Genomic DNA, 278 nt, shown 5'->3' on the forward strand with positions numbered 1-278 from the left:
TTTAACATCTCATCTGCTTCATCCAGAACAGCTGTACGAATGTTATTTAAACGAATGGTCCTTCTTTTCATATGGTCTATAAGACGTCCAGGAGTTGCTGAAATAATATGAGGTCTTTTTTTAAGAGCCTTGATTTGACGATTAATGTCCTGCCCTCCATAAATCGGTAACGTTTTAACTCCTTTTACTTGTCCAATCCGGTTTAACTCCTCAGCTACTTGAATTGCCAATTCACGTGTTGGGGCTAGAACAACTCCCTGGATCGCTTCTTCAGCTAA

Annotated in this window: 1 protein-coding gene; it reads right to left on the bottom strand. The window is 39.9% G+C overall.

Going from position 1 to position 278, the window contains the following annotated elements:
• Positions 1-278 (bottom strand): DEAD/DEAH box helicase (locus SB717_RS35295; RefSeq protein ID WP_410907573.1); only part of this gene is annotated, 278 nt, incomplete at both ends.

Source organism: Priestia sp. SIMBA_032 (assembly GCF_046535215.1).
GTDB classification, from domain to species: Bacteria; Bacillota; Bacilli; order Bacillales; family Bacillaceae_H; genus Priestia; species Priestia aryabhattai.